A 25,302-nucleotide genomic window follows, 5' to 3' on the forward strand; every position below is an offset into this window, starting at 1 on the left:
TAATCCAATCCGTCCCGGCTTTCGGAAGGTATCAATGTCCGCAACAGCCCCACTCAAACCCACCATCGTTCCCACCGACGGCATGATTCTTCGCGAGGATACCCGTCTAGAACCCGGCGTCTATTACCTGCCCGCTGGCATACGCATCGCCGCGGATCATGTTACCCTTGACGGCAATGGGGCGGTCATCATCGGTGACAGCCGCACCGGGACCGGCGTCTCGGTGGACGGTCATGATCACGTCACGATCCGCAACGTACGCATCCGTGACTTCTACCACGGCATCATCGTCCGCGAATGCAAGCACCCGACGCTGGACGGCAACCAGATTTCGTCGACGGCCGAAGTGCCCGCGAACACAATCTTCCTGAACATCTGGCTGCCCGCAGATGAGGCCTATGGCGGGGGTATTCTGCTGGACCGCGTGGAAGGGGGTGAGATCGTCGGCAACGACCTGCAGCACCAGATGAACGGGCTGCTTTGTTACGGCTGTCGCCAAATCCACGTGCGGCGTAACAACGCCAGCTATTGCAGCGGCTACGGCATTCACCTCTTTGAGACTTCTGACTCGGTCTTCGAAGAAAACTGGGCCGACTACTGCAACCGTTACCAGCCCCGCGATATCAGCGATGCGAACCCGAACGGCATCGTCGGTCAAGGGAGCATCGGCCACATGGGGGCGGACGCGACCGGTTTCCTCATCCTCCAGAACTCGTGCCGCAACGTTTTCCGGCGCAACTTTGCCCGCTGCGGCGGCGACGGCTTCTTCCTCGCGGGTCGCAGCCCCGATGGCGAAGACGTCGGCTGCAACGACAACCTGTTTGAGTTCAACGACGGCTCTCTCAGCCCGAACATCGCGTTCGAAGCCACCTTCAGCTCTGGCAACATCTTCCGAAACAACTGGGCTGACCGGTGCAATTACGGTTTCTGGCTCGGCTACTCCAGCCGCAACGTCCTTGAGAACAACCGCATGCTTTACAACCGGCAGGCCGGCATCGCGGTGGAACACGGCGTGGACTTCGAGGTGCGCGGCAATGATTTCCAGGAGAACGGGCACGGTATCCTGATCTGGACCCGTCTCATTCCATCGTTCCTGGACGATGCCCGAAACAACGGCACTTCGCAGCGCTGGCTCATCGAGCGCAATCGCTTCTTCCGCAATGGCTATGGGATCGCGATCCGCGCTGATCGGGACCACGGGATCCGCCCCGTTGAACCCGAGATCGCCGGCCGTGTTGAGCTGCGGCCCGTCGATCACACGCTGCGTGAGAACGACATTCAGGACAACCGCATCGGCATTCACCTGCACAAGTGCGACCGCACCCGGATTGAGCGAAACAAGATCAACAAAAACGTTGAAGCGGACATTCGCGCCGAGGATGACGCGGACACCGTCATTGGTCACAACCTGGGCCTGCGTGGTGCTTACTTGTAAAGCGGCACTGCCCCAGCCGAGCTAGCGCGGACGCCGGAGTTGTGGGAACTGTGACCACGACACCGGCCAAGGTCAGCGGAACGGATTGGCTCTTGATCCGCAGCGGCAAGAGTCTCCCTTTGTGGGCCGCCTCTCACCACCCGCCGCTGAGCCCTACATTGTCCGATCCAGTCGCCGATACTGGATCGCCTCGGCCAGATGACGCGCTTCGATCTGCGCCGCGCCCGCGAGGTCGGCGATCGTGCGCGCCACCCTCAGCACCTTGTCATGAGCCCGCGCACTCAAGCCCATCTCGCTCACCGCTTGCCGCAGTAAACGCTCACCAGGACCGTCGATCACCGCGAACTTCCGCAACTCGCGCGACGTCATGCTGCCGTTCCGCGTCGTGCTCTCCGCGCCGAAACGTCCGCGCTGGATGTCCAGCGCTCCAACCACCTGCGCCCGCATCGCCTCGCTGCACGTGCCCCCTTGCAGGGAGCGCAACTGATCGATCGGAACGGCCGGCACGTCAATGTGAATGTCGATGCGCTCCAGCAGCGGGCCGGAAATCCGCGCCAGGTAGCGCTCGATCTGCGGCACCGAGCACTTGCACGGTTTTCGCGGGTCGGTCGCGTACCCACAGGGGCATGGGTTCATCGCCGCCACCAACATGAAATCCGCCGGAAACTCCACCGCGCTGTGCGCCCGGCTGATCGTAACCACCCGGTCCTCGATCACCTGCCGCATCGACTCCAGCACTGGCCGAGTGAACTCAGGAAACTCGTCGAGAAACAGCACGCCATGGTGTGCAAGCGACACCTCCCCCGCGGTCGGGATCGTTCCCCCCCCGACCAGGGCCGCTGTGCTGACCGAATGGTGCGGCTGACGTACCGGTCGTGTTGCCAACAGACTTGTTTGCCCGGAAAGCTTGCCCGAGGTGGAGTAGATGCGCGTCGTCTCCAGTGCCTCCTGCAACGACATCGGCGGGAGTATCGTGGGCAAGCGCTTCGCGAGCATGGTCTTGCCCGTACCCGGTGGCCCGATCATCAGCACATTGTGCCGCCCGGCGGCCGCAATCAGGAGTGCCCGTTTCGCATGCTCTTGTCCGCGCACGTCGGCGAAATCGACGTCGTATTGTGCCGCACGTCGAAACAGCGCCTCACGGTCCACCGTCACGGGCTCGAGTTCGAGCTGTCCCCCGAGCAGGTTCACGGCCTGGCTGAGATGCTCGACACCATAGACCTCAACATCATCCACCACACCGGCCTCTTCTGCATTCTCGCGCGGCACAATCAGGGCCCGAAAACCACGTGCGCGGCACAGCAGCGCCATCGACAGCGCCCCCTTCACCGACCGTACCCGGCCGTCCAGCGCCAATTCCCCTGCGATGAGATACTCGGCCTGTTGCTCAGTACGGAGCTGGTCGTCGGCGAGCAGCAGTCCGAGCGCGATAGGCAGGTCAAACGCCGGACCCTCCTTGCGGATGTCGGCCGGTGCGAGATTGACTGTAGTGCGCGTCTTCGGCAGCGCAAAGCCGGAGTTGAAGAGCGCGCTGCGGATGCGGTCGACGCTCTCCTTGACGGCGTTATCGGGCAGCCCCACGAGCGTCGGTACCCCAAACCCGACGCCGCTGACATCCACCTCGACTTCGCACGGATGGGCCTCGATTCCAGCCAAGGCCACGCTGTGCAGGCGGGCGAACATGGTCCGAATTGTAGAGGCCCCCCTGCGCTCCTGTCACGCGACCCCGGAAGCGCGCCCAATTCCACGGCAGGCCCTGGGGGGCATTCCGCAGGTCACCCGCTTACGTGGAGACGCTGGGGGCACCCTCCCCAGATTACAAAGTAGGGGAACAGCCGATGGTGGGAGTTGAACCCACAACCCCGGCTTTACGAAAGCCGTGCTCTGCCATTGAGCTACATCGGCGCTGTGACCGGCGGTGCCCGGCCACACGTAGCGGTAGCTTATGATGCCTTTGGCATTGAATCAAGCGGCTGACAAACAGAGTGCATACACATACGAACGTGCGCGCGCCACCCGACTCGAACCAGGGCGCAGGGAAGCACCTGAGGCCAACTGAGCGGCCAGGTTGTGGGGCTTGCCGCAATGACTGTGGGAGATTTCCCACACTTCTGGGGCATGTAACCCGCTGAAGTCCACCGTAATCGGACCACCACCTGCGAAGATCGTGTTAGAATCGCATTTTCTGGAATGCAACGAACTGGCACACTGTTTGCAACGTATGTAAGGCATAAAACTTGGAGCAGGCACAAAGCGGCGGCCTCCCCCCTCCCTTCGGCCCGAACACCCCGGTCGTCGCAGCCTGCTCCGGTTTTATTTTTTTATGCGCCCACCCCGACATCCCGGATTTCCATGCTCTCGCCTTGTAGTCTCGCCGACTTGATCGACCCGAGCTAAGCTGCTCGGCATGACCACCCCACCACCGCTCGTTGACCGGATCGTCCTCGCCGATCGCATTCATCAGGAATTCACCCCTCCTCCCACCTCCACGACGGGAAACCACCGCAAGCGACGCGTGCGCACGAAGCCACTCCCAAACGCCGTCGCATTCTCTGCCGACCGGGTGGTTGCGGTCGGGACAAAGGCCGACATCCTCGAGTTGCGCACACGAGGTACCGACGTGCTGCAACTCCGAGGCGCCACGCTCACACCGGGGTTGGTCGATAGCCATACGCACTTCTTCTACTGGGCACTCGGCGAGAGTCTGCTGATAGACGTATCCCCATGCACGTCCCTCGACAGCACGCTGCGAAAAATCGCCACCCGTGCCCAGCATCGCCGTATCGGTCCCTGGGTCGTAGCACATGGTTTCGACCATAACCGGTGGAAAAGTCCTCCACCGCAGGCCGCGGACCTCGACCGAATCCTCCCCGACATTCCCGTGCTCGTTCACAGCCGCGACCACCATACGGTATGGCTCAACTCCGCCGGTCTGCGGGCGGCCCGGCTTGACCGGAACACACCCGATCCCCCCGGTGGCAATCTCGAGAGGAACGCCGCTGGTGAGCTGACCGGCCTGATCCGTGAAACTGCGATCGAACTCTTGCCGGATCCCGTACGGCTGTTGGCGGGCGAGAATACCCCGGCAGCCCACCGGGTCATCGACCGGGCCCTGTACAGGGCCTACGAACGCGCCTGGGCACACGGGATCACCGCGGTCCATAGCATGGACGACGGCCTTTCGCTCACGCACCTCCAGCGACACCACGCGCGCGGCGCACTCGGCCTGCGAGTCGTGCATGCAATCCCCTTGGCGGAGCTGCCGGCCGCGCGGCGTCTCGGCTTGCGGAGCGGACTGGGTGACCGGTGGCTGCGCCTGGGCGGCGTAAAGATTTTCTCTGACGGCGCACTGGGCTCCCAGACCGCCTACATGTTCGAGGCGTACCCCGGGCGGCCGGGCTACTGCGGCGTACCGGTCATCTCCGGCGATACACTGCGAGCCGCAGTGGCCGAGGCCGTCGCCGCAGGCTGGTGCGTGTGGATTCACGCCATCGGCGACCGGGCCGTCAAAGAAACCGTCGATGCGCTGGTTTCCGCTCGCAGGGACAGTGGCGCTTCACTCCCGATGCCCCATCGGATCGAGCACGCCCAATGCGTACGCCCGGCAGACGCCCGGCGCATGGCCCGCGCGGGCATCATCGCGTCAGTCCAGCCCTGCCACATCCCGGGCGACATCGCGACCGCGCAACGCCACTGGCCGCGCGCTCAGAGGAATGCTTACCCCTTTCGCCGCCTGCTCGATGCGGGGGCGATCCTCGCGGCCGGCTCGGACATACCCGTAGAGTCCATTGACCCACGCCGCTCTTTACATGGGGCCGTGTGCCGCACAGACGAGTCCGGTCAACCCGCGGGGGGTTGGGTCGCGACCGAGCGGCTTAGCATATCAGAGACCCTCTGGGCATTCACCCGCGGCGCAGCCGCATCGGTGGGACTTTCCGAGCCCGCTGGAACGTTGCGGCCCGGCGCAGCGGCCGATGCCACTGTCTGGGACGACGACCCATTGGCCGCTGCGCCGGGGGAACTCCTGCAACTTGGGCTGCGCGGCACCATCGTGGCGGGGTCCGTGCACATCAAGTAAGCACGCGCGGCGCGCCGCGGTAATATGCGCAGCAAGTCGGGAATCACCCTCCACGGAGCAGTCACTGTGAGTGCCAGTCTGGCCATCGGCATCGACCTGGGCGGAACCTACATCAAGGGCGGCGTGTGCGATGCCACCGGTCGCCTGCTGCACAAGCAATCGCTCACCACCGAAGCCGAGCAGGGCTACAAGCACGTGCTGGGGCGCATGGCGCTGCTCGTGCATGAATTGCGGGCGCGGGTCGGAAAGGCAGACTCCCCGACCGTCGTCGGTGTCGGCGCCCCCGGGCCAATGTCACACAGCGCCGGCATGATCTACAAGGCGCCCAACCTCCCGGGGTTCGACCGCGTGCCGCTGCGCGACGACCTTGCCCGGCAGACCGGTTTGCCAGTGACGCTGGAGAATGACGCCAACGCCGCGGCTTACGGCGAGTTCGTTGCCGGCGCCGGCGCCGCGGTCTCCAGCATGGTGATGCTTACGCTTGGCACCGGCATCGGCGGTGGTGTCGTGCTCGACGGCAAGCTGTGGCGCGGTGCTTTCGACAACGCCGGCGAGGTTGGCCACATGGTCATCGTACCCGGCGGGCGCGACTGCCCCTGCAGCCAGGCCGGCTGCCTCGAGCGCTACGCTTCGGCCAACGCGGTGGCGGAGCGCCTGGCGGAGGCCGTCGCCGCTGGCGCGGCGTCCATCCTGGCACCGCGCGTGCATGCCCAACAGGATTTCGACGCGCGCGATGTTCTCGTCGCGGCTGAGTCCGGTGACGCTCTCGCGCAGCGCATCTGGGAGGAGGCCTGCCTGTACCTCGCCCTGGGCATTGTGAACCTTCAACACGTGTTGAATCCGCAGCTCGTAGTGCTTGCCGGCGGCCTCATCAATGCCGGCGACAAACTGCTGAAACCTGTGCAGGCGCACTTCAACCGCTTGAGTTGGACGATTGCCCCTGACCACCCGCAAATTTCGCTTGCCACCCTGGGCACCGATGCCGGAACAATCGGCGCAGCCATGCTCGCGATGCAGGAGGTGGCCGGCTGACGCCGCCGGATTGTTGACTGTGCACAGCCCCGCAGCGACGCGTCCCGTTGGATCACCAACCCTCACACGGGCGCGCTGCACCCGGTACCCGGCTGCTAACTTGTGCTTGCGAACACACTCGCATCGATCGGTTTACCGGCCGCCACGTAGTCGGCGAAACGTCGAAAGACGTAACTCGAGTCGTGCGGGCCGGGACTCGCCTCCGGATGGAACTGCAGCGCGCACACCTGGTTGTCGGGATGCACGTAGCCCTCCAGACTCTGGTCGTTCAGGTTGGTGTGGGTGGCGACGCCTCCCACGCGCGCCAGCGACTTCGGGTCCACCGCGAAGCCGTGATTCTGGCTCGTGATCTCAACGCGCGCCCCGGGTTCGTTGAGCACCGGCATGTTCGCCCCATGGTGCCCGAACGGCAGCTTGAAGGTCTTGGCACCCAGCGCGAGCGCCAGCATCTGGTGACCGAGGCAGATCCCGAAAATCGGGAACTCCCCAAGCAGCGCCTGCAGCGTCACAATCGTGCCTTCCACCGCGGCTGGATCACCCGGGCCATTACTGATCAGCAGGCCATCGGGTTGCAGGGCCCGGATCTCCGCAGCCGAGGCACTCGCCGGCACCCCAGTCACGCGACAGCCGCTATCCACCAGGTGCCGCAGGATGTTGTACTTGGCACCACAGTCAACGGCGACGATGTGGCAACGTGGTGCCCGCTCCGGTGGCGCGGCTACGGCGACCGCCGGTTGGTGGCCGGCAGCGCTGCCCTCGGCCGCCCGGGCGAGTTGCGGCCGCAACTCCGTCAAGCGGAGCAGCGACTCCGACCAGGGCTGCACCTCCGCCGGGGCCACCCGTGTGACGAGGTTCGCGCCAGCCATTTCATCGGCCGCGCGGGCCTGCTGTACAAGCGCCAGGTCGTCAAGCAGTTCGGTCGAGAGGACTCCGCGCAGGGCACCATGGATACGTAATCGCCGTGTCAGGGCGCGCGTGTCCACTCCGGCGATGCCCAACACGCCGTGAACGCGTAGAAACTCGGGCAGTGCCATCGTCGCACGAAAATTGCTCGGCCGGCGCGGCACCTCGCGGACCACAACACCGGAGAGATGGACCGTCGCCGACTCGAAATCCTCGGGATTGAGCCCGTAGTTGCCCATGAGCGGGAAGGTCATCGTGACGATCTGTCCGCAATAGGACGGATCCGAGAAGACTTCCTGGTAGCCGGTCATGGCCGTGTTGAACACGACCTCGCCAGTGCGCGTGCCGGTGGCGCCCAGGGCCTGGCCGGTAAATATCGTACCGTCTTCGAGGGCCAGCTTCGCAATCATCGCACACCTCCGGCAGCGAGGTAATCCTGCAAGGCGCCCGCCTGCATGCCACCGGAACGCAGCGCGCGAATGGCACCGACCGCGGCCCGGGCCCCTGCGAGCGTGGTAATCAACGGTATCCCCAGTTGGATCGAAGCCACCCGCCAACGCCCTTCCTCGGTGGCGCTGCCCGTGTGGATGGGCGTGTTGATCAGCAGGTCGAGCTGCCGGGCGCGGATCATATCGAGCAGGAAGGGATGCCCGGCGCCGTCATGCTTGGACACGATCTGCGATGGCACGCCATGGCTCGCCAGCGTTTCATGCGTTCTGATGGTTGAGAAGATCTCGAACCCCAGGTCGTGCAGCGCCCGTGCAATCGTCACCACCCGTGGCTTGTCAGGGTCGCAGACACTCACCAGCACACGCCCGCTGGTGGGCAGCTTCAGCCCGGCGCCGGCCAGCGCCTTCGCGAAAGCCAGCGGATAAGTCGCGTCAATTCCCATGACCTCACCAGTGCTGCGCATCTCCGGGCCGAGCACGAAGTCCACGGTGCCCAGCTTCTTGAACGGGAAAACGGGGGCCTTCACCGACACATGCCGCGGTGTGGGGACATCGCGCAGTCCGAGGTCACCCAGCGCCTCGTCCAGCGCCTTGCCCAGCATCACCTGCGTCGCCACCTTCGCCCACGGTACGCCGGTCGCTTTGCTCACGAACGGAATCGTCCGCGAGGCGCGCGGGTTGACCTCGATCAGGTAGACCACGTGGCCCTGAATTGCGAATTGCACGTTCATCAGCCCGCAGACACCGAGTCGCCGCGCCAACAGCTTCACCTGGTACTTGATCTCGTCGACCAGCGCCGGTGACAGTGAGTAGGGTGGAAGTACGCAGCAACTGTCCCCGCTGTGGATACCGGCTTCCTCGATGTGCTCCATGATCCCGCAGATGTCGCAGCGCCCCTCGGCCGCGTCGCGCCCCGGGTAGCCGTGATCACTGATCGCGTCGACGTCCACCTCGATCGCGTCCAGCAGGAACTTCTCGATCAGGATCGGATGCTGTTCATCGATGTTCATCTCGCGGTCGGTGGCCCGCAGTGCTCCGTCGATGTAGCGCACCAGGTCGGCCGCGTTATTGCACACCTGCATGCCGCGTCCGCCCAGCACGTATGACGGCCGCACGAGCACTGGATAGCCCAGCCGGTCGGCGACTTCGGCCGCCTGTGCACGCGAAAAGGCCACGCCGTTGGGGGGCTGGCGCAAGCCCAGCTCCTGCACGACCTGCTGAAAGCGCTCGCGATCCTCAGCGGTGTGGATGCTGCCGGGAGACGTCCCCAGGATCGGCACACCGGCATCGCTCAATCCCTGGGCGAGGTTCAGCGGGGTCTGGCCGCCATACTGGACGATGACACCGCGCACGAAACCCGCGTTCTTGCCGTTGACGCCGAACGCCCGGCCGTTGAGCCGTTCACAGATGTTCAGCACGTCCTCCTGCGTCAGCGGCTCAAAAAACAGCAGGTCACTCACGTCGTAGTCGGTACTGACCGTCTCCGGATTGGAATTGACCATCACCGTTTCGTAACCCATGTCGCGCGCCGCCATCGCGGCATGCACACAGCAGTAGTCAAACTCGATCCCCTGACCGATCCGGTTCGGTCCGCCACCGAGAATGATCACCTTCGGACGGCTGGAGACGCGTAATTCGTCATCATGTGACTCGACCAGCACGTGCTCCGCGTCCAGCGCCCGGTAACGATAGGGCGCATCCACACCAAGTTGCCGCAAAGCTTCCCCCACCGCGGTCTTGCTGCGGGTGGCCTGCCGCTCACGCAGCTCCTCAACGGCCGCCGGACTGCGCACCACGTGCGCCAGCGGCCGCTCGTGTGTTGAGTAGTAATAGGGCGTGTAGGCCTCGAACTCCGCTGCACAGGTATCCACCAGCTTGAACTTCGGGCGGTCAAGCTGCACCTTGAGCGCACGGTAACTGGCCGCATCGAGCCGCCAGACGTGCCGCAGCTGCACATCGCTGTAGCCGGCGGCCTTCGCTTCGAAGAACAGCTCCGCAATCTCCGGCGTGGCGCGCACGGGAGCATGGTTGCCCAGCGGCGCCCGCAACAGCCGCGCCTCCAGGTCCACCAGCTCCGCCAACTGGTCGAGGAACCAGATATCGATGTGCGACAGCTCGTGCAGCTTCTCCACCGACCACCCCAGCTTCAGCGCGTACCGGAGGTAATACAGTCTCCCCTGGCATGGCGTGCTGATCTTCTTCACCAGCACCGCTTCGGGGATCGGCCACGCGCCCCACGCCTCTTCGTACACGTCGCCGGGCGCCTCGCCGAGCGTCGTCCCGCCGAATACCGGCGGCTTGCCCGGGGCCTCTTCGCCGAAAGGATCGAGATAGACCGTGTCAGGATCCTCATCCGCCGCGAGTGCCTCGTGTTGCCGCGCCTCCCACCACTTGTCCTGCGGATGCAGTCCATACCCAGGCCGCTTGATCTCCATCGAGCGGATGCACTTCTGAAAGGCCTCTTTGAAGGTACGGCCGATCGCCATGGCCTCGCCGACCGATTTCATCGAGGTCGTCAGCGTCTCATCCGCCTCGGGGAATTTCTCGAACGCGAAACGCGGCATCTTCACCACGCAGTAGTCAATCGACGGCTCAAAGCAGGCCGACGTGACACGCGTGATGTCGTTGCGTAGTTCATCGAGTGTGTAGCCGATCGCAAGCTTGGTCGCGATTTTCGCGATCGGGAAGCCGGTTGCCTTCGACGCCAGGGCCGATGACCGCGATACGCGCGGGTTCATCTCGATGACGACCAGGTGACCATCCCGCGGGTTGACCGCGAACTGGATGTTCGAACCGCCCGTGTCCACGCCCACCGCCCTCATGATCGCGATGGCCGCGTCGCGCATGCGCTGGTATTCCTTGTCGGTCAGGGTCAGCGCCGGGGCAACCGTGATCGAGTCGCCGGTGTGGACGCCCATCGGGTCGAAGTTCTCGATGGAGCAGACCACGACAACGTTGTCGTTGCGGTCACGCATCATCTCCAGCTCGAATTCCTTCCAGCCGGTGAGATCCTCCTCAATCAGAACCTGCCGCACGGGCGACTGGTCCAGCCCGTTGCACACGATCGCTTGAAACTCCTCCAGGTTCCGGGCGCGCCCCCCACCCGTTCCTCCCAGTGTAAATGCCGGGCGAATCACAACCGGCAGCGGCACCGTCTCCAGCAGTTGCTGCGCTTCCTCCCAGGTCGTCACCGTTCCGGAGCGCGGCACATCCACTCCGACCTTGACGACAGTGCGCTTGAAGATCTCGCGATCCTCAGCTCGCCGGATGGTGTCCACGTCCGCCCCAATCAGACGTACGCCGTGTTTGGCGAGGATGCCGCCCTCGTGGGCCGCCATTGCGCAATTCAAACCGGTCTGCCCGCCAAGCGTCGGGAGGATCGAATCGACCGGCGCACCGCGCTCCGCTTCGAGCCGCAGGATCTCGTCGAGCACCTGCGGCGTGATCGGCTCGAGGTATGTCCGGTCGGCCAGTTCGGGATCGGTCATGATGGTCGCCGGGTTGCTGTTCAGCAGTACGACCTCGATCCCTTCCTCACGCAGTGCTCGACAGGCCTGCGTGCCGGAATAGTCAAACTCGCAGGCCTGACCGATGATGATCGGGCCGCTGCCGATGATCAGAACACGCTGAATATCCGGTGACTTGGGCATAAATCCTCTGCCTGGGTCGCGCTGCGCGTACCCGCTCTCCGGCCACGTTATGCGTGGCCGGGCAACTCCTCCAACTCCGCACTGCGCCGAAAGATCGCTGCCGGTACCGCCGCCTGCTGTTCCGCCCCCACCGCCGCCGCACGCAGTTCCTGGACTTCGTCCTGTAGCGCCACCCCATCGGCCGGCGCTACCCGGGCGGCCGCCTCGGCAGTCGCTCGCCACGGCGCTGCATCAAAAGTCCCGCGGCGCACTTCCTCCGCCACCCGCCGGTATGCCTCGCGGAACGGAACACCCTGCTGCACCAGCCCGTAGGCCGCCTGCGTCGCGTACAGTTCCGGCCGCAGTGCCGCCGCGAGTGCCGCACGCTCGAACCGCACGCCGGCAAGGGTGCGCGCGGCCACCGCCAGCGATTCACGCACCTCGACCGCCGTCCGCAGCGCCGGCTCCTTGGTAAGCTGGAGGTCACGGTGGTAGCTCGAGGTGAGCTTCGCTGAAATCCATTCCAGTTCAACCGCCCGCGCCCCACTCCGCGCCGCGCGCGCCCGCAGCAGTTCCAGCACGTCCGGATTCCGTTTCTGCGGCATGATCGACGAGCCCGTCGTGAGTGCCTCCGGCAATGTCACAAAGCCGAATTCCGCCGTATTGAACAAGATCAGGTCAGCCGCCAGTCGCGCGAGTGCCGCGGCAATGTCGCTCCCGACTCGTACAAAGTACTTCTCCAGCCGTCCGCGGCTGTTCTGCACATCGATCGGGCTGCGCTGCGGACGTGAGAACCCGAGCAAACGGGCCGTCAGCGCCCGATCCAATGGCAAGCCGACGCCAAACCCGGCGCCCGTGCCGAGCGGGCAACTGTCCAAGCGACCGAGCAGTTCGACCGCAGCGCGGCCTTGCTCCAGCACAGACTCCAGGTGGGCGTGCAGCCATTGGCCCACGCTGGAGGGCATCGCGGGCTGCAGGTGGGTATAGCCCGGCATCGGAACCGCGCCGTCCGCAGACAGTCGCGCTGCGAGCTCGTCGGCCAATTCCGCCAACCCCCGCAGCCACTCGGCCGTCGCATGCCGCAGATACAGGCGCATCGCCGCCGCAACCTGGTCGTTGCGTGAACGGCCGGTATGAATCTTCCGACCGGCCTCCCCACATCGTTCCGTCAGCGCAACCTCGATCGCCGTATGGCAGTCCTCCTGCTCTGGCGGAATCGGAAAGCTGCCCACCAGCGCAGCACGGTCGATGTCAGCCAGCGCCGCCAGCAGCGCATCACACTCGGCATCCGCCAGCAGACCTGCGGCGTGCAAGGTGCGCGCGTGCGCTGCCGAGCCGACGCAGTCCCAGTGCAGCAGATGCAGATCCCAGACCGGATCGTCTCCGACGGTGAAACGATGCACGAGCGCATCCAGATCGCCACCCTTGTCCCAGAGCCGGGTCGGTGTGCTCATGCCACTGCTCCTGGTGTTGCGCGCAGCGCCGGGCCCGCGCTGCCGGTCCGTGCGAAGTAAGCCCGCGCAATGCGCTCGTAGGCCGCGGCCCCGGCCGTCAGCTCGTCCACGGTGAGATACTCGTTCGGCGTATGGGACCGCCGCGTGTCACCGGGACCGATCTTGACGGCCGGCACGTCCGGGAGGAAGACCATGTCGCTCATCGCCGGGCTGCCGGCCGGGCGGACGCCGGGCAGAGCAGCACAGGCGGCCTGCACAATGTCGGCCGCCGCCGGCGTCTCGACCGGCCCGAGCCGTTCACTATGCACATGCACCGCGCTGCGCAGCGCGGCGCGCAACCGTGTAGTCAGCGCCTGGTGGCTCTCCGCAGGCGTTGTACGAATGTCGAGGAAGAACTCGCACTCGTCCGGTATCACGTTGCGTGCTACGCCCCCTTGCAGCATGGTCACGTGCCCATGGCACCGTCCCAGCAACGGATGCGTCGGACCCCAATCGAAAGTACGTAACCGCTGCACATCTTCGACCGCGTGCACAATCGCATTGTCGGCCGCCGCCGGCTCCGTGTTGGCCGGATGAGCCGTCGTGCCGCGCGCCACGCACCGCAGTATCAGGAGCCCGCGCTGCGCAGTCAGCGGCAGCAGCGCGGTCGGCTCCCCCACCAGCGCTGCATCCAGCGGAGCGAGGGCGTCCCGAATCGTGCCGAGCCCCGCGCCGCTGGTTTCCTCCTCCGCGGTCAGCGCGAGGACGACCGTGCCGCCCAGCGCAGCACCGGCCCGCAACGCCCGGTACAGCGCCAGAAACGCCTCCAGCAGGGCCACGACACAACCCTTCGCATCGTTCGCACCCAAGCCGCTCAGCCGCCCGCCCTCGAGCTGTGGCTCCCACGGATCATGTCGCCAACCTGCGCCCGGCGGCACCGTATCGAGGTGCGAATTCAACAGCAGCCGCGGCCGCGGAGCATCGCCGACCGCACACCACACATTATTGCCACGCCGCTCCGCGCGCAGGCCCTCGGCCGCCAGGTCGGCGCAGATCGCATCCGCCAGCGCGTCCTCGGCGCGCGACAAGCTGCGAATCGCGACGTAGCGGACGAGTCGCGCGATCATGGGGCGGTTGTCCCCGTCACCGGCGCACCGCCGTTGGCCGTACGCTGCGCCACGATCAGTGTGCCACAGCCCTCGTTGGTAAACACCTCGCTCAGCAGCGCATCGGGAGTGGTGCCGTTAATAATATGCACACGCGGAACCCCGCCACGCAGTGCATCCATGCAGGCCGCCAGCTTCGGCAGCATACCGCCGCTGATGGCGCCGGATTCGACGAGCTGGTTCAACTCGTCCACATCCAGGTACGATTGCAACGTGCTCGCATCGCGCGGATCGCGCATGACTCCGTCCACGTTCGTCAACAGGAAGTACTTGGCCGCACCGATCGCCGCCGCGAGGCGCGAGGCGATTGTGTCCGCGTTCACATTCAGGATCTGCCCTTCCTCGTCCGCTGCCAGCGAGCACACCACCGGTACGCAGTCCCCCGCCAGCAGATGCCGGAGGATGTCCACCGACACGCTTACGAGGTCTCCCACGAAACCAAAGTCGACTTCGCGCGTCTCGCCAGTGGCCGGATCCGATGCTCGCTGCACCGGGCGCTTCGTCGCAATGAGCAGCCCGCCGTCGATCCCGCTGATACCGATCGCCGGCACTTCCGCCCGGCGAAACGCGGCGATCAGGTTCGTGTTGATCGTGCCGGCGAACGCCATTTTCACCACTTCGAGCGTCTGGCCATCCGTGATGCGCCGTCCGCCGAAAAGGTTCGGCTGTAAACCCAGACGCAGGCCGAGGGCCGACGCCTGTTCCCCGCCGCCATGCACGACCACCAGCTTGATCCCCAACCGGTGCAGCAGCACGAGCTGGTCGATGATGTTATCGAGGTGCCGGCCGGGGTCGCACAGTTGCCCACCGAGTTTCACGATGAACACGCGCCCCCGGTACGCCTGAATGTACGGAACCGCCGTACGCAGTGCTTTCAAATTGCTTTGCAGATGCATGGCGCCTTCATTCGTTTGCAGTCCGACCCGAATCGGACACGGTTCTCAAGGTCATTCGTCCACACGGGCCTGCGCGGCCCTTCCTGTGCGGCATGCCCGTTTACACCGGGCACCGCACGCTTATGAGGTTGCCGGAACCGGTTCGTCCGGCTCTCCAGGCAGCAGGTGGCTCAGGATCGCCGCTTGCGCCCACATGCGATTTTCGGCCTGGTCGACCACGATGCAGCGCGGATCATCCAGCGCCGCAGCCCGAATCACCACGTTCCGTCGCACCGGCAGGCAATGCATCAGGTACGACCGCGCTCCAAGGTGCTCCGTGCCTACCTGCCAATCCGCATGGGCTCGAAAACTCTCGGTCTGGGCCGCCACATCGCCGTAGAACTGCGCCGCACCCCAGCTCTTCACGTACACGATGTCCGCACTGCGTGTCGCTGCGGGTTGCTCAGACGTGATTTTCAGGCCGGTCCCGGCCGCCGCACACCAGGCCCGGGCCTGCGCCAGCACGCCCTCATCCAGTTCGTAACCCGGCGGGTGGGCAATCGTCACCTCCATCCCCGCCGCGGCCGCCGCCAGCACCGCCGAATGCGGCACCGCCCGCGGCAGCCCCTTCTTCTGCGGCGCCCAGGTCAGCGTGAATTTCCGGCCGGTCGTCGCCCCAAGCTTTTCCGCCATCGTCAACCAGTCTGCAAGCCCCTGGCACGGATGCTCGATCGCAGACTCCATGTTGATCACCGGAACCGAGGCATACCGGCCGAAGCCCCGCAGTACCGGCTCGGTTGCATCCGCCGCTGCATCCTCCAGCGCCGCAAAGGTCCGCACGGCGAGGAGGTCGCCATAGCGGCACAGCACCGGTACCGCCTCGCGCAGGTGCTCGGCCGCGTCACCGTCCATCACCACGCCGTCACGATGTTCCAGCTTCCACGTATCACCGCCGACGCTAAGGCAGATGGCATGCCCGCCGAACCGCAACATCGCCGCCTCGAAGCTCGTCCGCGTCCGTAATGATGGGTTGAAGAACACCATCACGAGAATACGGCGCCGAATTCGCTCCGCCGCGGAACCCGCCTTGCCTGCTTTGAAGCGCTGCGCGAGCGCAATCAACTCAGCAAGTTCACCGGGGGTGTAGTCTTGAAAACTCAGCCAGTGTCGCATCATGTCTCTCCGCCGCGCAGCCCGTCGCGGTGCGACCTGCGCTCACGTAGTCCCGCAACCCGTTCGGCCCTGCTCTACACCGGCCGCAGCGCCGCACTCCATAGCCCCGTGCACTCGGACAGGCCGCACAGCAGGTTCATGTTCTGCACGGCAACGCCCGCCATGCCTTTGACGAGGTTGTCGAGCGCCGCCAGCGCAACAACCTGCCGGCCGCGCGCGGTCACGCTGACGTCGCAGAAGTTCGAACCGACCACGTCTTGCAGGGTGGGTGAATCCGTGACGACCCGCACGAAGGGGCTTTCCGCGTAGAAGTCCGTATAGCGCGCCCGGAGTTCGGCCGTTGTGGTCGGTGCCGCCAGGGTCGCGTGCGCTGTGACAAAGATTCCACGCGAGACCGGCAGACTCTGTGCCACGAAACTGGTCTCCACCCGCGTGCCACGCGCATCCCCCAGCGCCTGCCGGATCTCCGGTTCATGCTGGTGTGCCAGCACTTTGTACGCCCGGAAGTCGGCGTGCCGGGTTGGGTGGTGTGTGGTCTCGCGGAGCTGCCGCCCGGAGCCCGAAGAGCCGGTCTTGGCATCCAGCGCCAAGGGACCGCGCAGGTCTGCCGCCAGCGGGGCGACAGCGAGTATCGCCCCGGATGCAAGGCAACCGGGATTCGCGATGTGCCGCGCGTTCCGAACGGCCGGGCGGAACAGTTCCGGCAGACCATAGGTGAACTGTGCCCGGCGCGCAGCCAGCCACGGCGATTCCGGATAATGCGCAGTGTGCAGATCCTCATCCTGCAGGCGGAAGTCACCCGAGAGGTCGATCACCCGCAATTCGCCTTCTACTGTCCGCTCCGCCTCCGCAATACTGAGCAGACCCTCCAGCGCCGTGGCACTCGCCCCATGAGGCAGTGCGGAAAAGACGATCGCCGACCCGCGCCCGCGCAGCCGCGCCAGGTCCAGCTCGCGCTCCAGTCGCAGATGGTCGTAGAACCCCCGCAAATGCGGATGCACATCACCGACCCGCGCGCCCGCCTGCGACGTGGTCGTCAGCGCCACGACCTCGGCCGACGGATGCTGCGCCAGCAAACGCAGCAATTCCCCCGCGCCGTACCCGGTCGCGCCAAGAATCGCGACGCGAATCGCCGCACTCACGATGACACCCGCGTCGCGATGCGATTCGCCACGAATTCGCCTAATTGCGCCCCGTGGGTACGGGCGTTGATGGCCTCCACGCCAAGCTGCTCGCGCACATAGCTAGTGCCAATCGCGTTGTCCGTCGCTGGTCCACTGATCACGTCGATCTTCAGCCCGAAGCGTGCCTGCATCAGCTCCTTCGCACCCCACGTGCCGACCGGATCATTTGCACACATGACTACGACCGCCGCACGCTCCTTCAGCAATGGGTCGGAGAGAATCTCCGCCACCCCGTAGGCACCGAGAATCCCGTCGCCCAGTTCCGCCACCACCACCTCCGCCCCCGCGTTGCCGAGGTAGCGGATCAGGGTCTGGGCCACGGGGACGGCGTTCTCGCGCGTCGTCGAGACCACGCCCGCATCCGTGAATGACACCGCCCACATCGCACCGTAGTCGCGCATCTGCAGCGTATCGCGCCGCAGAGACACCCCCGTCAGCTTGCAGGCCCCGACCGCCAGGCCACGCTTGCCGAGTTGCCGGGTCAACTGGCACGCCGCCGCCGTTTTACCGGCGTTCATGCACGTGCCGGCCACGTACACCACGGGGACATCCGGCAGCGCGGTGCCCTCGGCGGTGATCGCGTTCATCCCGATGTGCGCCGGCACCCCTGAGCGGTTCTCGAAATCCGGAAAAACCTGCACGCTGCCAAGGATCTCCACGTCGAACGGCTTGCCGACATCGGGATTCACCGACGTACACCGCCCAATCACGCCGCCCAGATTCAGCATCTGGAGCCGGTCGCCGATCATGATCTCGCTCGGCACGTAGCCCGAGTAGCCGTGCAACGCATTGCGCTGCCCCAGCACGCCCACCACGATGTCACCATCGTGCAGCGTCACCATGCGACCGTGAATGTCCTCGAGCTGGTTGTAGGTGTTCTTCTCCCCGTGAATGCGACCGGCCACAATGTGCCCTTCGCGCGCCACGATCTCCGGCGCCAACCGAACATCGCGCCGCAGCGGTACGTTCACGGTCGCCGAAGCGATCTTGTCAACCCAGATGCGCATCGGCGGCTCCTTCCTGCCCCGGCGCCGCCTGTGCGGCGAGCCAGTCACCCAGCCCGTACAGCTTTGCAAATGCCGCCGCCTCCGCCCCGGTCCAGAGCCGGGTCCCCTCCCCGTAGGTCGCCTGCCGGCCGAGCAGCGCATGGGGGCTCGTCGCTCCCAGAACCGTGGCCTGACCCTGGAAAAGCTGCACCCGCACGACGCCGGTCACGCGCTGCTGAGAGGACCGCAGGAACGCTTCGATGTCCCGCATCAACGGGTCAAAGAAGCGCGCTTCGTGCAGCCCACCGCTGTAGACATCACCCAGCGTGCGTTTCCACTGCATTTGCTGGCGCGACTGCACCAGCTTCTCCAACTCGCGGTGCGCCTGCACGAGGACCAGCGCCGCGGGCGCTTCGAACGCGACCCGCCCCTTGATCCCGAGAATCGTGTCACCGACATGCATACCCCGGCCGACTCCATGCCGCCCCGCCCGCGCGTCCAGTGCGGCGATCAAGCGCACCGGGTCGAGCGGGGCACCGTCGAGCGCTGTCGGCACCCCCCGCTCAAACGTCAGCTCCAACGTTTCCGCACTGCTCGGCCGCTGCGCCAGCCCGGCCGTAAGGATGTAGGCCTCTTCGGGCAGGACGCCGTCGCTGCGGTGGGTCTCGGCACCGCCGATCGTCACACCCCAGAGCCCGCGGTTAATCGAGTACGTAGTGGTCTTGCGTGGTACCGGGACGCCGTGCCGCTCGAGATAGGCGGTCTCCTGCTCACGGGAAAGCGCCTGGTCGCGAATGGGCGTCAGAATCTCCAGTTGCGGCGCAAAAATGCGAAACGCGACATCAAATCGCACCTGGTCGTTTCCGGCGCCGGTCGAGCCGTGCGACAGGGCCTGGGCCCCTAGCGCGACAGCGTGCAGCGCGGTTCGCCGCGCCTGGGCCATGCGCTCCGCCGAAACGCAGAGCGGATACACCTCGCCGCGAAGCGCGTTCGCGAAGATCAGGTACCGCAGATAGTCGTCGAACAACTCTCGCCGCGCGTCGATGTTCGTGTGACTCGCGACTCCCAGCGCCTGCGCGCGTGCGGTCAACTCCGCGCTGGCATCCGTGTCGGGGGGGTCCGTCAGCACGGTGACCGTGTGGACCTCGTAGCCCTGCTCCCGTAACCAGACGGCGCAGTAGCTCGTATCCAGACCGCCAGAGAAAGCCAGCACGACTTTGGAGGGCATGCGCAGAATCTCCAACCGCGAGAGGCACTTCGCCGGGGCGACGGCTCAGGAGGTCGCCGCGCCCAACTCCGGCCGCACCATGCGACGCAGGAGGGAAACCACGCGGCCCTGGGCGCTGCGGCTGCGGACCGCAACAAAAATCGTGTCGTCACCCGCGAGTGTGCCGACCACATCCTTCGTCAGGCGGCGGTCGAGATCCACCGCGACGGCGCTGGCCGCCCCTACGGCCGTGCGCACTACAACCAGGTTAGCGCCGGCCGAGGCCACGTTGGTGATTAATTCATTCGCAGGCCCATCACTGCCGGGCCGCGCCTGCGGCCCCACCAGGGCCCCGGTCGGAATGTAGTGTCCGTCAACCTTGATCAGCCCAAGCTCACGCACATCGCGGCTGATACTGGCCTGAGTAGATGGAAATCCGCACTTTTTCAGCAGCGCCACCATTTCGTTCTGGTTGGACAGCTCACGCTCGCGCAGCAGTTCGAGCAGGGCAGCTTGTCTCCGGCGCTTCTCATTCATGGAGCCGTCTCTTTGGCTAAGTTGCAATTTGGTGAATAATATACATCACGCCCTCCGTGTCAAGAGCCCCGGCCCACCGCTCCCCGAAAAAACTCGTTTTGTCGCCCGCACCCCTTTCGGACGGCACCATACCACGACCCGCCCCCTGATGCCACACTCTCCCCCAACCTGCGCGCCCCGTTACCAGCCCAATGCCGTCGCTCCCGCCGCCGTGGCCCACGCGGCGCAGTACGCGATGGTCGTCATCCCGATGAACGAGATCACCGGCCAGGCGAACGAACGCAACTCGCGTCCCATCGTCACCAGCGTTGCCCCGCATTGCGCGCACAGCGCGAAGAATACCATGATCGAAAGGGCAACCGGCAGCGTGAACAGCGGGCGGTCGGAGTCCTCCCACGTCACGCGCGCCAGCAGTTCACGCAGGGCCACCGCTTCCTCGTCCTGCTCCGCTCCCAGGTTAAACACCGTTCCCAAGGTCGCAATGATCACCTCCCGGGCCGGAAACGAGGCGATCACTCCGACACCGATGCGCCAATCCCAGCCCAGCGGCGCCAGGGCCGGCTCAATCGCCCGCCCCATGCGTCCCAGGTAGCTCTCCCGCAGAAACGCGCCGCTCAGCGCTGCGTCGGTCTCGTCTTCGTCCCACCCCTCAGCCACCGCCACTCCACGCACCGCCGCCTCCGTCTGCGTGTGACGGGGAAAATAACCCAGCGTCCACACGAGCAGGTTGACCAGCAGGATGATGCTGCCCGCGCGCAGCACGAAGCCCCGCCCGGCGGTGTACACCCGCTGCCACAGGGTACGCAACCGCGGCCACTTGTAGCTCGGCAACTCCATCAGGAAACCATGCGCCGGGCCGCGAAAAACGAGCTTGCGCAACACCAGCGCCAGGGGAACCGCCACGACGACACCCACCAGGTACATCCCCAGCAGCACCAACGCGTCGAGCCGTAGCCATCCACCGGCCACCATCTCCTTCGGCACCAGTGCGCTGGTCAGAAGCACATAGACCGGTAGCCGTGCCGAACAACTCATGAAGGGTGCCAGCAGCACAGTGATGAAGCGTTCCCGCCGGTCTCCGATGGCGCGCGTTCCCATGATCGCGGGGATAGCACACGCAAAGGACGACAACAGCGGAATGAACGCCCGCCCGCTCAGGCCCAGCGGCCGCATCAGCCGGTCCACCATGAAGGCCGCGCGCGACAGGTAGCCGCAATCCTCCAGCATGGCGATGAACAGGAACAGGATCAGGATCTGCGGCAGAAAGACGAGGACCCCCCCGACACCGGCAATCAACCCATCTACCACAAGACTTTGCAGGAAACCCTCCGGCAACCAACTGCCCACCAGCACACCCACAGCTCCGAAAAATCGTTCGATGGCCTCCATCGGAATATCCGCAAACGTGTAGATCGCATGGAACAAGCCATAGAGCAGCGCCAGGAGGATCAGCGCCCCACCGAACCGATGTGTGAGCACGGCGTCCAGATGGTTCGTCCAGGTGCGCGCGTTGGGCAGCATCCGCTCGATCACACCGTCGAGCACCTGCGCAACCCACGCATACCGCGCCCGCACCTCGGCTGGTCCTGGCAACACGTTCAGCGCTGCGAGCCGGTGCCGTGCAGCCGTCAATGCCGCCGCTTGTCCGTGCCGCGCCAGAAAGGCCCGTTCTGCGTGCCCATCCCCATCCACCAATACTCGCAATGCTTCCGCCGGACCCAGTTCGATCCCGCCGTGTTCGCTCAGCCAGACGGCCTGCGCGCTCAGCGGCTCGGGAAGCGACGGCCGATTGCGCGGCGGCACCTGGTGCAACACCGCATCCAGCGCCACAACCAGCGGCGCAACTGTTTCGTCCCGCGTGGCCGTGACCGGCACCACCGGAACTCCCAGTCGCTTGGACAGCAAGGCGGTATCGATTCGCAGCCCCCGTCGCTGCGCAATGTCCATCATGTTCAGGGCGACGACGACCGGCAGCCCCAACTCGAGCACCTGGCTTACCAGGTAGAGGTTGCGCATCAGGTTGGTGGCGTCCACGACGACGAGTATTGCGGCAGGTGGCCCGGCCCCCATGCGTCCGTGGAGTGCATCGCACAAAATCTGCTCATCCGGTGAGACCGCAGCCAGACTGTACGCGCCGGGCAGGTCGAGCAGTTCAATCGGTGTTTGGGTTCCCCGTACCGGGCCCCGCCCCACGTCGACCGTTACCCCGGGATAGTTCGCCACGTGCCGGCGAAAGCCGGTCAGCGCATTAAACAGCGCACTCTTACCCGTGTTCGGGTTTCCCACCAGTGCAACTACAGCCGGTGTGCCGGCTACACCGCACGAGCGGGAACCGGAATGCGCAGCAGACCGGGGCGAGGAAGGTCCGGACAAAATCAGAGTGTGCTCGTTTCCAGGAAGGATTCAAGGGGGTGCGTCACGCGGCGGAGGACATCCGCGGCGACCGGGATTCCGCAGCGGACACATCGATCAGTGCCGCCTCGGTCGAGCGTAGTGACAGCTCGTAATCTCCCACGCGTACCTGCAACGGATCCCCCAACGGAGCCCGCCGCAGCACTTGCACCTCCGCGCCTTCAAGCAAGCCCATCTCCATCAGACGGCAGGCCAGTACATCGTCGCTTCGAATACTCGCGATCCGAAAACTCGCGCCCAAAGGAACGGAATCAAGCGTCATGCAAAGCTCTCCGCTTGGCACATCATGCAGGTGCTGCCACCATGAGCACCTGTTTGGCATACTATACAAAAGGTCGTCGTGGCCAGCAAGTCACTTGAGATATTTATAGATAAAATTATCCCCTACAAAGCGCTCGGCCACCCGCTAAGTTACTTGCTCATTCATTATGGGATGACCCATAGGACTCAACCACACCTAGTGCAGTCCGTAATGCTCTACGGCCGGGTTTCGCGGCGTCCCGGGCGCTCACGCTGTGGCTCACCTTCCCACGGGGGCGGTGGTAGACCGCCCTGAGGCCCCGTCCGGTCCGGACCGCCACGCCAACCGCCACTCGGAGGATGAGGGGGTCCGGGAGGCCGCTCCAGCCAGCGGCGGTTCCGCTCAAAGCGGTGCTCAATGGCTACTTCCAGATAGGTGCGTGCATCCTGAGCACGGCGCCGCAGCATTTCCACTTCGCCGCGCAGGTGATGTGATACCGCCGCATGCAGTTGTGCTCTCAGTACTTCGGCATCCGTCCCCTCCGCTGCACGTATCTCGGCCACCAGCGCTCGTATCGCAGGCGGCTTGTCCTCCAGAAATACCTCATCGCTCAGCAGAGCATGGACGCGCTCTTCCACATTCCGCTCAAACCGCTCTTCGAGCTGCCCAGCCAATGCGTCGAGCGCATCGAGTTCGATCGTCATCATCTCCGCGAGCAGAGGCCGTAAACGCACCACCTCCCGTTCATACGCGGGGCGATCGACCGCCCGCAATTCGCCCAACTCACGCCGCAACTGTTCCAGATCAAACATCGTGCGCGCATGACGCTCCAGCAATTCACCCAGGCGCGGACTCAGTTCATAAACCCGCTTCAGGTGCCGCAAGCGCGGCGCGGCCTGCTCCAAGCGAAAACGGAAGCGGTCCGGGCTCCGCTCACGCAGCCCCACCATCGCACGGTAAATGCGCGGTGCCCGCTCTCGCGCGAACTCCAGCAATGCGTCGGCTTCTCCAGCCCGTAGCGGACCACGATCCTCCGGGCTCGGTAAAAAGACGCGCCCCGCCAAGCGCTCTATGCCGACCCACCCTTCCCACGCACCCGGCCCGACCGGACCAGGACCCGGCCCCCACGGCGGCGACCCCGGCTCGCGCGGCTCACCGGGCATTCGGCCACTACGTCCATCCCCACGGTGTGGGCCCGTGGTCGGGGGCTCAGCCCACGCAAGCGCTGCGCCGAGTGCGAGCAGCAGCACATAAGCGCCGCCAAGAGCGTTGCGTCGGGTAGGAACGCAGCCGGCCCACTCATGCCCCAATCGCTTGCTCATCATGACCTTCTTTGGCTCTGGGGCGTTATCCGCCACACCCTCAGAGCGGGTTCAAAGCGTCGAAAGATTGTTCCAGTGTCCAGAACAGCAAATCAAACTCATCATCCAGTTCCGCCGCAACGTAACCCTCGCCGTTGGTCGCAACCTCATTGAGCCACACACCGGATGCGTCGAACGCAAGACCCCAGGCGTCCAGCACGGCTTCTGTTTCGGCCGCCGTCATGCGCGCCGCACCCGGACCCAATCCCCAGCCGATTGCCAGCACCAGCGCCGCGGCCACACCCACCCATTGCCGAAATGCATACCACCGGAGGGTCGCCTGCCGCCGTAACGCTGCGGCCCGTACGGCTTGGCGCGTACGTTCCACAGCGGCCGGACTCGGACGTGCCGTCGGCAGCGCACGCAGGATCTGCAGCTCGCTTTCGACGTTCTGCTCCAGCTTGTTCAGATCTTTATGCATCACGTCCATCCCACGGTACCCCTTCAGGTACCGTCTTACTCATCATTCATCACAACCCTGAGTCGCTGCAGAGCACGATGCGCCCTCGCAAGCGCCGTTCCCAGCGGAATCCTCAAGTGCTCTGCAATCTCACGGAACGATAGCTCCGCATAATGCCTCAGCAGCAGGATTTCTCGATCCATTGCTGAAAGTTCAGCCATCCGCGCCGCCAACCGCTCTCCCAATTCCTGAGACACCACCACATCGCCAGGATCGGCCGGCGCGTCCCGACCGGCATGATGCAACGGGACCGCACCCGGCGGGGCCTCGCCGAGCGAACTCGCCACTCCGCGCCGCCGTCGCATCCGCCCCGCATCGCGCGCCAGGTTGGCGGCGATCCTGAACAACCATGCTTCAAAACGCCCGGTGTGCTCATAACTCTCAATCGTTCGAACCAACCGCAGGAACGTATCCTGCATCAAATCCTCGGCCAAATCGCGCGACCCGGTCAGTCGAAACAACAGACCAAACACGCGGTCGCTGTAACGGTCCACCAACTCGGCCAGCGCATCAGGATCCCGGACTGCCGCGCGCCGGAGCAGGTCGTCCAAGGCCGCATCGCTCACAGCTTCCTCATCCCACAGGTAGAACGTCTCAGCCGCCGGCCGATTGCATGGTTTTGTCGCCACAACGACCGATAATGTAGCGTTATGATTGTCGTTGGAAGTGTCGACGCCAGTCGTTTCCACCCCATTGGAATGTCCGTGCCACCTCCGTTTAGGCGGCAGCAAGGAAAATCAA

At 65.1% G+C, this 25,302-nt stretch carries 19 protein-coding genes and 1 tRNA gene; 3 read left to right on the forward strand and 17 right to left on the reverse strand.

Annotated features, from left to right (window positions below; translation table 11 throughout):
* Window positions 1-34: 34 nt before the first annotated feature.
* Complete coding sequence (locus tag IPM18_13415) at window positions 35-1,435, forward strand: right-handed parallel beta-helix repeat-containing protein (GenBank protein MBK9120579.1); 1,401 nt, start codon at window positions 35-37, stop codon at window positions 1,433-1,435.
* 153 nt (window positions 1,436-1,588) lie between these two features.
* On the opposite strand, the gene IPM18_13420 is transcribed toward IPM18_13415, so the two are convergent.
* Both IPM18_13420 and IPM18_13425 read right to left on the reverse strand, forming a co-directional pair.
* Complete coding sequence (locus IPM18_13420; GenBank protein ID MBK9120580.1) at window positions 1,589-3,118, reverse strand: YifB family Mg chelatase-like AAA ATPase; 1,530 nt, start codon at window positions 3,116-3,118, stop codon at window positions 1,589-1,591.
* A 150-nt stretch (window positions 3,119-3,268) separates the two neighbouring features.
* Window positions 3,269-3,340 (reverse strand) — tRNA-Thr (locus IPM18_13425).
* Between the two features lie 502 nt (window positions 3,341-3,842).
* Between IPM18_13425 and IPM18_13430 the strand changes: the two genes are divergently transcribed.
* Together IPM18_13430 and IPM18_13435 are read left to right on the forward strand one after the other, a co-directional pair.
* The gene (locus IPM18_13430) at window positions 3,843-5,513 is read left to right on the forward strand and encodes an amidohydrolase (protein MBK9120581.1); all 1,671 of its coding nucleotides are present in this window, start codon (window positions 3,843-3,845) and stop codon (window positions 5,511-5,513) included.
* A 66-nt stretch (window positions 5,514-5,579) separates the two neighbouring features.
* A complete protein-coding gene (locus IPM18_13435; GenBank protein MBK9120582.1) occupies window positions 5,580-6,545 on the forward strand; it encodes an ROK family protein in 966 nt (321 codons plus the stop codon).
* Between the two features lie 95 nt (window positions 6,546-6,640).
* Here the strand turns inward: IPM18_13435 and carA are convergent, their stop codons facing one another.
* The 15 genes from carA to IPM18_13510 all read right to left on the reverse strand — a co-directional run bounded on the left by carA (window position 6,641) and on the right by IPM18_13510 (window position 25,190).
* On the reverse strand, window positions 6,641-7,858 hold the full coding sequence (gene carA, locus IPM18_13440; protein ID MBK9120583.1) for a glutamine-hydrolyzing carbamoyl-phosphate synthase small subunit: 1,218 nt from the start codon (window positions 7,856-7,858) through the stop codon (window positions 6,641-6,643).
* Window positions 7,855-11,547: a carbamoyl-phosphate synthase large subunit gene (carB, locus tag IPM18_13445; GenBank protein ID MBK9120584.1), complete on the reverse strand. Its 3,693-nt coding sequence runs from the start codon at window positions 11,545-11,547 to the stop codon at window positions 7,855-7,857. The genes carA and carB overlap by 4 nt, the downstream gene beginning before the upstream one ends.
* Window positions 11,548-11,594: 47 nt before the next feature.
* Window positions 11,595-12,980 carry an argininosuccinate lyase gene (gene argH / locus IPM18_13450; GenBank protein MBK9120585.1) on the reverse strand — a complete coding sequence of 462 codons (1,386 nt, stop codon included), beginning with the start codon at window positions 12,978-12,980 and terminating at the stop codon, window positions 11,595-11,597.
* Complete coding sequence (locus IPM18_13455) at window positions 12,977-14,086, reverse strand: M20/M25/M40 family metallo-hydrolase (GenBank protein MBK9120586.1); 1,110 nt, start codon at window positions 14,084-14,086, stop codon at window positions 12,977-12,979. The genes argH and IPM18_13455 overlap by 4 nt, the downstream gene beginning before the upstream one ends.
* Window positions 14,083-15,021: an acetylglutamate kinase gene (gene argB / locus IPM18_13460; GenBank protein ID MBK9120587.1), complete on the reverse strand. Its 939-nt coding sequence runs from the start codon at window positions 15,019-15,021 to the stop codon at window positions 14,083-14,085. The genes IPM18_13455 and argB overlap by 4 nt, the downstream gene beginning before the upstream one ends.
* A 120-nt stretch (window positions 15,022-15,141) precedes the next feature.
* Entirely contained in the window at window positions 15,142-16,176 is a 1,035-nt protein-coding gene (locus IPM18_13465; protein MBK9120588.1) for an N-acetylornithine carbamoyltransferase, read from the reverse strand.
* A 71-nt stretch (window positions 16,177-16,247) separates the two neighbouring features.
* A complete protein-coding gene (argC, locus tag IPM18_13470) occupies window positions 16,248-17,315 on the reverse strand; it encodes an N-acetyl-gamma-glutamyl-phosphate reductase (GenBank protein MBK9120589.1) in 1,068 nt (355 codons plus the stop codon).
* On the reverse strand, window positions 17,312-18,364 hold the full coding sequence (locus IPM18_13475; GenBank protein ID MBK9120590.1) for a hypothetical protein: 1,053 nt from the start codon (window positions 18,362-18,364) through the stop codon (window positions 17,312-17,314). Before IPM18_13475 ends, argC begins: the two co-directional genes overlap by 4 nt.
* On the reverse strand, window positions 18,348-19,571 hold the full coding sequence (gene argG / locus IPM18_13480; protein MBK9120591.1) for an argininosuccinate synthase: 1,224 nt from the start codon (window positions 19,569-19,571) through the stop codon (window positions 18,348-18,350). Before argG ends, IPM18_13475 begins: the two co-directional genes overlap by 17 nt.
* Before the next feature lie 45 nt (window positions 19,572-19,616).
* Entirely contained in the window at window positions 19,617-20,087 is a 471-nt protein-coding gene (locus IPM18_13485; GenBank protein MBK9120592.1) for an arginine repressor, read from the reverse strand.
* Between the two features lie 180 nt (window positions 20,088-20,267).
* Window positions 20,268-22,373: a ferrous iron transport protein B gene (gene feoB / locus IPM18_13490; protein MBK9120593.1), complete on the reverse strand. Its 2,106-nt coding sequence runs from the start codon at window positions 22,371-22,373 to the stop codon at window positions 20,268-20,270.
* 130 nt (window positions 22,374-22,503) lie between these two features.
* Entirely contained in the window at window positions 22,504-22,821 is a 318-nt protein-coding gene (locus IPM18_13495) for a ferrous iron transport protein A (GenBank protein ID MBK9120594.1), read from the reverse strand.
* Window positions 22,822-22,976: 155 nt separating this feature from the next.
* A complete protein-coding gene (locus IPM18_13500) occupies window positions 22,977-24,062 on the reverse strand; it encodes a hypothetical protein (GenBank protein MBK9120595.1) in 1,086 nt (361 codons plus the stop codon).
* A 40-nt stretch (window positions 24,063-24,102) separates the two neighbouring features.
* Window positions 24,103-24,522 carry a hypothetical protein gene (locus IPM18_13505; protein ID MBK9120596.1) on the reverse strand — a complete coding sequence of 140 codons (420 nt, stop codon included), beginning with the start codon at window positions 24,520-24,522 and terminating at the stop codon, window positions 24,103-24,105.
* Between the two features lie 35 nt (window positions 24,523-24,557).
* Window positions 24,558-25,190, reverse strand: coding sequence for an RNA polymerase sigma factor (locus IPM18_13510; GenBank protein MBK9120597.1), 633 nt, complete (start codon window positions 25,188-25,190; stop codon window positions 24,558-24,560).
* Between the last annotated feature and the right edge of the window lie 112 nt (window positions 25,191-25,302).

It is taken from the genome of Phycisphaerales bacterium (genome assembly GCA_016716475.1).
Taxonomy (GTDB): Bacteria; Planctomycetota; Phycisphaerae; order UBA1845; family Fen-1342; genus JADJWG01.